Below are 6,288 nucleotides of genomic sequence, written 5' to 3' on the forward strand. Positions count from 1 at the left end.
CATACTTTTGAATCATGAGCTTTACCAAAACCACAGAGCAAGATTCAAATTACAATCATCTGGAAAAGATGAATGTTGCAGAGCTTCTTTCTAACATCAATAATGAAGACAAAACTGTACCACATGCCGTAGAAAAAGCACTTCCTCAAATTGAAACTTTAGTTACCCAAGTAGTTTCTAAATTAAAATCTGGAGGAAGACTGTTTTATATTGGCGCTGGTACAAGCGGACGATTAGGAATTGTGGACGCTTCTGAATGCCCTCCAACTTTTGGTGTAGATCATGGTTTAGTTGTTGGTTTAATTGCAGGTGGTGATTCTGCAATTAGGAAAGCTGTAGAATTTGCAGAAGATTCTACTACCTTAGGCTGGGACGATTTACAAGCACACAAAATTACTGATAAAGATGTTGTAGTGGGTATTGCGGCTTCTGGCACTACACCCTATGTCATTTCAGCTTTAGAAAAATGCAACCAAAATAATATCATAACAGGTTGTATTACATGTAACCACAATAGTCCACTGTCTCTAACAGCACAATATCCCATTGAGGTTATTGTAGGTCCAGAATTTGTTACAGGCAGCTCCAGAATGAAAGCTGGAACAGCCCAAAAGCTTGTACTAAATATGATTACTACAGCTACCATGATTCAATTAGGCCATATTAAGGGGAATAAAATGGTTGATATGCAACTAAGCAATAATAAATTAGTTGACCGAGGTACTAAAATGATAATGCAGGAATTAGGTATTCCTGAAAACAAAGCACAAGAACTACTAAAAAAATATGGTAGTGTACGTGCTGCAATACATAATTACGATGACTGAAGAAACTAAAAGAACAGACAAAAAAGAATTAGCTAAAGGTATTAAAACCATGTTATTTGCTTTAGGTAGCTTATTTATGGGACCAATATTATTAAGTTTTGCATATAGTAAACCAGAAGCACCCTTATACTATCCTTTATTAATCTTAGGTTGTGCAATTTGTGCCATGGCCGTATTTATGATGTTTAAGGGTATTAAAACAATCATGAACAGTATGTTTAAGAAAGATTCTTAAGTATTAACCACGGTTTTAGGCGTAGTAGGGTTATACCCAAAATCCGAATCCTCAAAGCCAATTTTTAAACCTTCAAGAATATAATTAATAATGGCATAATGATGAATTGTATGGCTATTGGCCTGCGATAATAATGAGGCCATGGTATAGGTCATTTCTACTTTCCCTAGGCCTAAATCATCAATTACCTTTACTGAAGCACTCATAGATGCATTAAAATTTTTCAATTTTTCTTCTATGGTTTCCAAATACTCAATGGCTTTACAACATTGACATTCTACCTCTTTATTTCTACTCCTAGCTGTTAAGTCTACAGTGTTATCTTCGTTGACATTAAACACACAATCGTAAAAATCTAATATGTGTCTTACATGACAACCTATACTAGAATAATAAGGTGAAATTGAAGCATTGCTTAGGTCATCATCGGAAAGTTGTTCTAATAAAAATCTAGACTTGGAAAGTGTTTTAAGAGTAGATTCGATGATTATATCCATAGAAACTAAAATAGTTAAATAATTTGAATTGTGAAATTTTTGTTTGTTAGTCCTACTATATAAACTTTGCTTACTAATTTAATATATTTTATTCCCAAAAACCCATCTTCATGAAAATCTGTCAATTCGAGTGGATTTTACTATTGAAATGAATAAAATTTGTATCGAGAATAAGAATTTTAGCTCTTTAACATGTTCTCGATACAATTTTTCGTTCCTCAAAATCACTCGAACAGACATAGGTTATAATTAAGCCCAAATAACAGATATTCTATTCTTCCCTTTTGAAAATATAAGTCTTGTGATTTTCAAACAATGCTTTGTACTCTAACAATAATTTATAATTTAAATCTTCAAAATCCTGTTTTGCTTTTTTATAATTGGTTATCACAAAGCCGTCCTCGTTCTTATTTAAAAATAGTTCAATGGCTTCTTTGGTTTCAAAAACATCAAAGGTCCGTTTATAATTAAAGGGGAAGGCAGCATCTAAACGCTTATAAACAACAATTTCACTTCCTTCTGGAATCACTTCTAACGATTTAGTTACCGGATTTAAAATAATTAACTTCGGATAAATTATACCAAATATTACCATTCCGAGAAATACCCAACTTCCTCCTATTATAGACACACTTCTTTTAAGTTCACCTTTCTTCAACCAGAAAAAAGCCCAAAAAGCTCCAATAGGTGCAATCAACAGAAAAATACTAAACCATTTAACTGGTTTCAGCTGCTCTTCAACATTAAAAGCTATAAAAGCCCCTATGGGCAAGAAAACGGAAATTACAATTAGTGCTATTGTACTCCATTTAAACCATTTAATGGTTAATTCCTTTTTAATAACCTTATCTATGTAGTAGCCAATTAAAAATGCTAAAAAAGGATAGCAAGGCATTGTATAATTAGGCAACTTAGTGCCCGAAATACTGAAAAAAACAATGAAGACTACAGAAACGATAAAAGCGAAAAACACAACATCATTTTTTCGTTCTAACCAGGCATTTCTTAAACCTTGAACAACGTACAGTGAAAATGGTAATAAGCCAAGAATAACAAAAGCCCAAGTGATGAGAAAGATACCTCCATGACCTTCCATTTTACTACCAAACCTGTTTACATTATGCTCCAAAAAGAACCCCTCAGTCCAAACACCATTTGTGGCCTTATGAACTAAAACAAACCAAGGTGAAGCAATTAATATGGTTAGTAAACCTCCTAAAACAGGATAATAACTAAATAAATTTTTAGTAAATAATTCCTTTTTAAAGTACAAGAAAACCATAATAATAAGTCCTGGTAACACAATTGCTATAGGACCTTTACTTAAAGTTCCTAACCCCAGAAGAACATAAAAAAGAAGTAGGAATAATAGCTTTCTATTACAATAGTAGTCTATAAAACAAAAAAGCCCCATACTTATAAAGCATATTAAATATGGGTCTGGCACAGCTTGATGGAACAGTTGAACAAAAAACACGGCACTTAGCAATACCAACCAAGTTGTTACTGCAACACTTTTATTAAAAAGCTTAGACACAAAATAATAAGTACCAGCTAATGTTAATGCCCCAAAGACCGAAGAAAAAAATCGAGCACCAAAAGCTCCTACTCCAAAAATTTTATACCCTAGCATCATAAAAAAATAGTGCAACGGCGGTTTATCAGTTCTTAGAATATCATTAAATGTTGGAACAATAAAGGTATTATGATATAACATTTCTCTAGCGGCCTCAGCGTTTTTGGCTTCATCCAAAATGTAAATTGGAAAGCCATGAATAAAAAAACCACAAATTATTAAGCTTAAAACAAAAACACTTAGTAATTTGTTAGCATTAAATACACGTTGAAATAGCATAAAAACATTAATTTTGCACTTTATTTTTTCAAATTAAAAGGTTTATGGCATTTTCTAAATTAGATTATGGTTATCTTTCTGTTATCATCCCTGTTTACAATGAAGAAGATAATATTGTATTGTTAACAGAGCGCATTGATAACGCTTTAGTGGGTTACAATTATGAAATCATTTATGTTGATGATTTTTCTACAGATAAAACACGCATTAACACCATAAACATGAAACTGCCTCATGTTAAGCTTATTGAACTAAGAAAGAACTACGGGCAGAGTTTAGCGCTTTCTGCAGGTATTGATGCTGCCAAAGGTGATTATATCATTACTATGGATGGTGATTTACAAAATGACCCTACAGATATTCCTTCAATGCTTGAAAAATTAAAATCTGAAGATTGGGATGTCGTTACGGGTATTAGAGCCAAACGAAAAGACAATTTTGTTAGAACCATTCCGTCTAAAATTGCCAACTTTATTATTAGAAAAGCGACCAGATTAGATTTAAAAGACCAAGGGTGTGCTTTAAAAATATTCACTCGAGAAATTGCGAAAGAACTTAATCTGTATGGAGAAATGCATAGATTTATTAATCTGTCTGCATTTCTAAATGGTGCCAGAATAGCCCAAGTTCCCGTTAAACATCACGAAAGACAATTTGGTAAATCTAAATATGGCTTGGGCAGAACGTTTAAAGTTATTAGTGATTTATTGCTCATCATTTTTCAACGTAAGTATCTGCAAAGACCAATGCACCTTTTTGGTAATTTAGGTTTAGCCTCTTTTGGAATTGGTCTTTTAATTAACCTTTATTTTCTAGTTTTAAAACTAATGGGACAAGACATTTGGGGAAAGCCAATGTTAATCTTAGGGGTTATGATGATCCTAATTGGTATTCAATTTTTTACTATTGGTATTATTACGGATTTACTCATGAAAACCTATTTTGAATCGCAAAAAAAGAAACCATATACAATAAGAAAAATAACGTCTATTGAATCAGAAAGCACTAAAGAAGAAACTAAAGTTTCTACTAAAGCTAACAGTTAGTATACTTCTACTGTATATTGTTCTTAGAAAAATTGATATAAACGAAGTTTTTAACCTTTATAAAAACAGTAATCCGTTTGTATTGTTTTTAGGAATTATTCTATTGGTACTTTCTCAGATTGTATCCTCATTTCGATTAACAAACATATTCCACCATTCAAAATTTATGCTTACTGAGATGAGCAACTTAAAATTGTATTTTGTGGGTATGTTCTATAATTTCTTTATACCAGGTGGTATTGGCGGTGACGCTTACAAAGTTTTTGTTTTGAATAAAACATTTAATTGGAAGGTAAAAACATTAACGCAATCTGTTATTTTAGATCGTCTTATAGGATTAATTGTTATTATAGCTTTGGTATTCCTATTATCTACAACAATTGAAGCCTTAGAAACTTGGATGTCTATTGGACTAATTATAGTATCGGTTTCGAGTTACTTCATTGGAAAAACAGCTATTAAACTATTATTTAAAACCTTTGATTCAGTCTTTCTAAAAAGCTTCTTTTTATCGGTTATTATTCAATTATTACAGGCGGGAACTATCTACTGTTTAACAGCTGCTTTGCTACCCGATTTTAACTGGATTCCTTATGTATTAATCTTTTTAGTGTCTTCGGTATTATCTGTAGTGTCGTTTTCAGGTTTTGGTGTACGCGAATTTGTTTTCCTTCAAGCTTCCGCCTATTTCTTAATAGATACTCAAGTTGGTATCGCTGTTGGACTTGCATTTAATCTTATTACAGCCTTGGTGTCTCTAATTGGTGTGTACTTCATCATATTTAAAATAAAGCTTACTCAAATCGAAAACTAAATTATCTAAACTTAGGTGTTCGCTGTAATATTGGTTTATTAAACACCTCTAATGCATTAGGAAATAGAAATCTGCTATACCAAGCTTGATGATACCTGTTTACAATGTAGAAAGATACTACAGAAGACAATACCCCAAAAAAAGCACCAAAATACACATCGAAAAAGAAATGTTGCACAAGGTAAATTCTTGACGCTCCTACAAAAAAGGCCAAAACAAATAGACTAATAGTTGTTGCTTTATTATTTAACCATAAGGCAAGAAATGTGGTAATAAAAAATATTGTGGCTGTATGCCCTGATGGAAAAGTTCCTACTCTACGGATCTTAACACCCTCTACTAAATTTAAAATAATAGTTCCTTGATTGCTCCCAAAATACTTAAAAGGTCTTAGGCTACCATGTAAAATGCCTTTCTTAAACAATAAAATGATAAACAGCTGAATAAGAAAAGACAATAAAAATTGATAACACCTTTTCACTTTAAAAAACAGCAACAGGATAATGCCAACAATAGCAATACTAACACCGTTACCGATACTACTCAATGTTTTAAACACACCATCTAAAGCAGGCGAATGATTCTTATTTATAAATAGAAGTACAGTGCCTTTTTCGAAAATCAAAAGTGGTGTAACTAGTAATAAAAGCACTAAAAATACACTTACCACATTAAATAATCTGTTCTTAATCATACTACCTAACTTTAACTATCTCAAAGTTAGATACCTCTTATCATGTTAATATCACACAAAAATTAACTGTTGTTTATCAAAGCTAAGGGCTATGCAAAGAAACCGTTAAAGTAACATTAAGAGTGTTAATTAATTTTAAAGAATCTCTTATTTGATATGAAGTTTATTAAATCATTTGTCATTCAGAGGGAGGAACGACCGAAGAATCTCTTAACAATAAGATATCTCCTCGCTCATGCTTCACTCTGTCGATATGACAAAGAAATGTACATAACAACAAGCATTATATTTATCTCTTGTCATTCAGAGGGAGGAACGAC

7 protein-coding genes are annotated in these 6,288 nt (G+C 32.1%); 4 read left to right on the top strand and 3 right to left on the bottom strand.

The window, feature by feature from the left end; all coding sequences use genetic code 11:
• The first annotated feature begins 14 nt into the window (after window positions 1-14).
• Together murQ and FUA24_RS00940 are read left to right on the top strand one after the other, a co-directional pair.
• A complete protein-coding gene (gene murQ, locus FUA24_RS00935; RefSeq protein ID WP_148539661.1) occupies window positions 15-827 on the top strand; it encodes an N-acetylmuramic acid 6-phosphate etherase in 813 nt (270 codons plus the stop codon).
• Window positions 820-1,062 (top strand): DUF6095 family protein, encoded by a 243-nt coding sequence (locus FUA24_RS00940; protein WP_148539662.1) that lies wholly within the window; start codon window positions 820-822, stop codon window positions 1,060-1,062. Before murQ ends, FUA24_RS00940 begins: the two co-directional genes overlap by 8 nt.
• On the opposite strand, the gene FUA24_RS00945 is transcribed toward FUA24_RS00940, so the two are convergent.
• Together FUA24_RS00945 and FUA24_RS00950 are read right to left on the bottom strand one after the other, a co-directional pair.
• Window positions 1,059-1,559, bottom strand: coding sequence for a hypothetical protein (locus tag FUA24_RS00945; protein WP_148539663.1), 501 nt, complete (start codon window positions 1,557-1,559; stop codon window positions 1,059-1,061). The genes FUA24_RS00940 and FUA24_RS00945 overlap by 4 nt on opposite strands.
• 271 nt (window positions 1,560-1,830) lie before the next feature.
• Entirely contained in the window at window positions 1,831-3,414 is a 1,584-nt protein-coding gene (locus FUA24_RS00950) for an ArnT family glycosyltransferase (RefSeq protein WP_148539664.1), read from the bottom strand.
• A 44-nt stretch (window positions 3,415-3,458) separates the two neighbouring features.
• Between FUA24_RS00950 and FUA24_RS00955 the strand changes: the two genes are divergently transcribed.
• Both FUA24_RS00955 and FUA24_RS00960 read left to right on the top strand, forming a co-directional pair.
• Window positions 3,459-4,460: a glycosyltransferase family 2 protein gene (locus tag FUA24_RS00955; protein WP_148539665.1), complete on the top strand. Its 1,002-nt coding sequence runs from the start codon at window positions 3,459-3,461 to the stop codon at window positions 4,458-4,460.
• Window positions 4,405-5,274, top strand: a complete 870-nt coding sequence (locus tag FUA24_RS00960; protein ID WP_148539666.1) for a lysylphosphatidylglycerol synthase transmembrane domain-containing protein — start codon at window positions 4,405-4,407, stop codon at window positions 5,272-5,274. Before FUA24_RS00955 ends, FUA24_RS00960 begins: the two co-directional genes overlap by 56 nt.
• Window position 5,275: 1 nt before the next feature.
• On the opposite strand, the gene FUA24_RS00965 is transcribed toward FUA24_RS00960, so the two are convergent.
• On the bottom strand, window positions 5,276-5,968 hold the full coding sequence (locus FUA24_RS00965) for a phosphatase PAP2 family protein (RefSeq protein ID WP_148539667.1): 693 nt from the start codon (window positions 5,966-5,968) through the stop codon (window positions 5,276-5,278).
• Between the last annotated feature and the right edge of the window lie 320 nt (window positions 5,969-6,288).

The sequence above is a fragment of the Seonamhaeicola marinus genome (genome assembly GCF_008085455.1).

Excerpts from the sequence above, each read along its gene's own strand:
- FUA24_RS00940 (WP_148539662.1), top strand. The coding sequence starts at position 820 with ATGACTGAAGAAACTAAAAGAACAGACAAAAAAGAATTAGCTAAAGGT.
- FUA24_RS00945 (WP_148539663.1), bottom strand. The coding sequence starts at position 1,559 with ATGGATATAATCATCGAATCTACTCTTAAAACACTTTCCAAGTCTAGA.
- FUA24_RS00955 (WP_148539665.1), top strand. The coding sequence starts at position 3,459 with ATGGCATTTTCTAAATTAGATTATGGTTATCTTTCTGTTATCATCCCT.
- FUA24_RS00965 (WP_148539667.1), bottom strand. The coding sequence starts at position 5,968 with ATGATTAAGAACAGATTATTTAATGTGGTAAGTGTATTTTTAGTGCTT.
- FUA24_RS00950 (WP_148539664.1), bottom strand. The coding sequence starts at position 3,414 with ATGCTATTTCAACGTGTATTTAATGCTAACAAATTACTAAGTGTTTTT.
- murQ (WP_148539661.1), top strand. The coding sequence starts at position 15 with ATGAGCTTTACCAAAACCACAGAGCAAGATTCAAATTACAATCATCTG.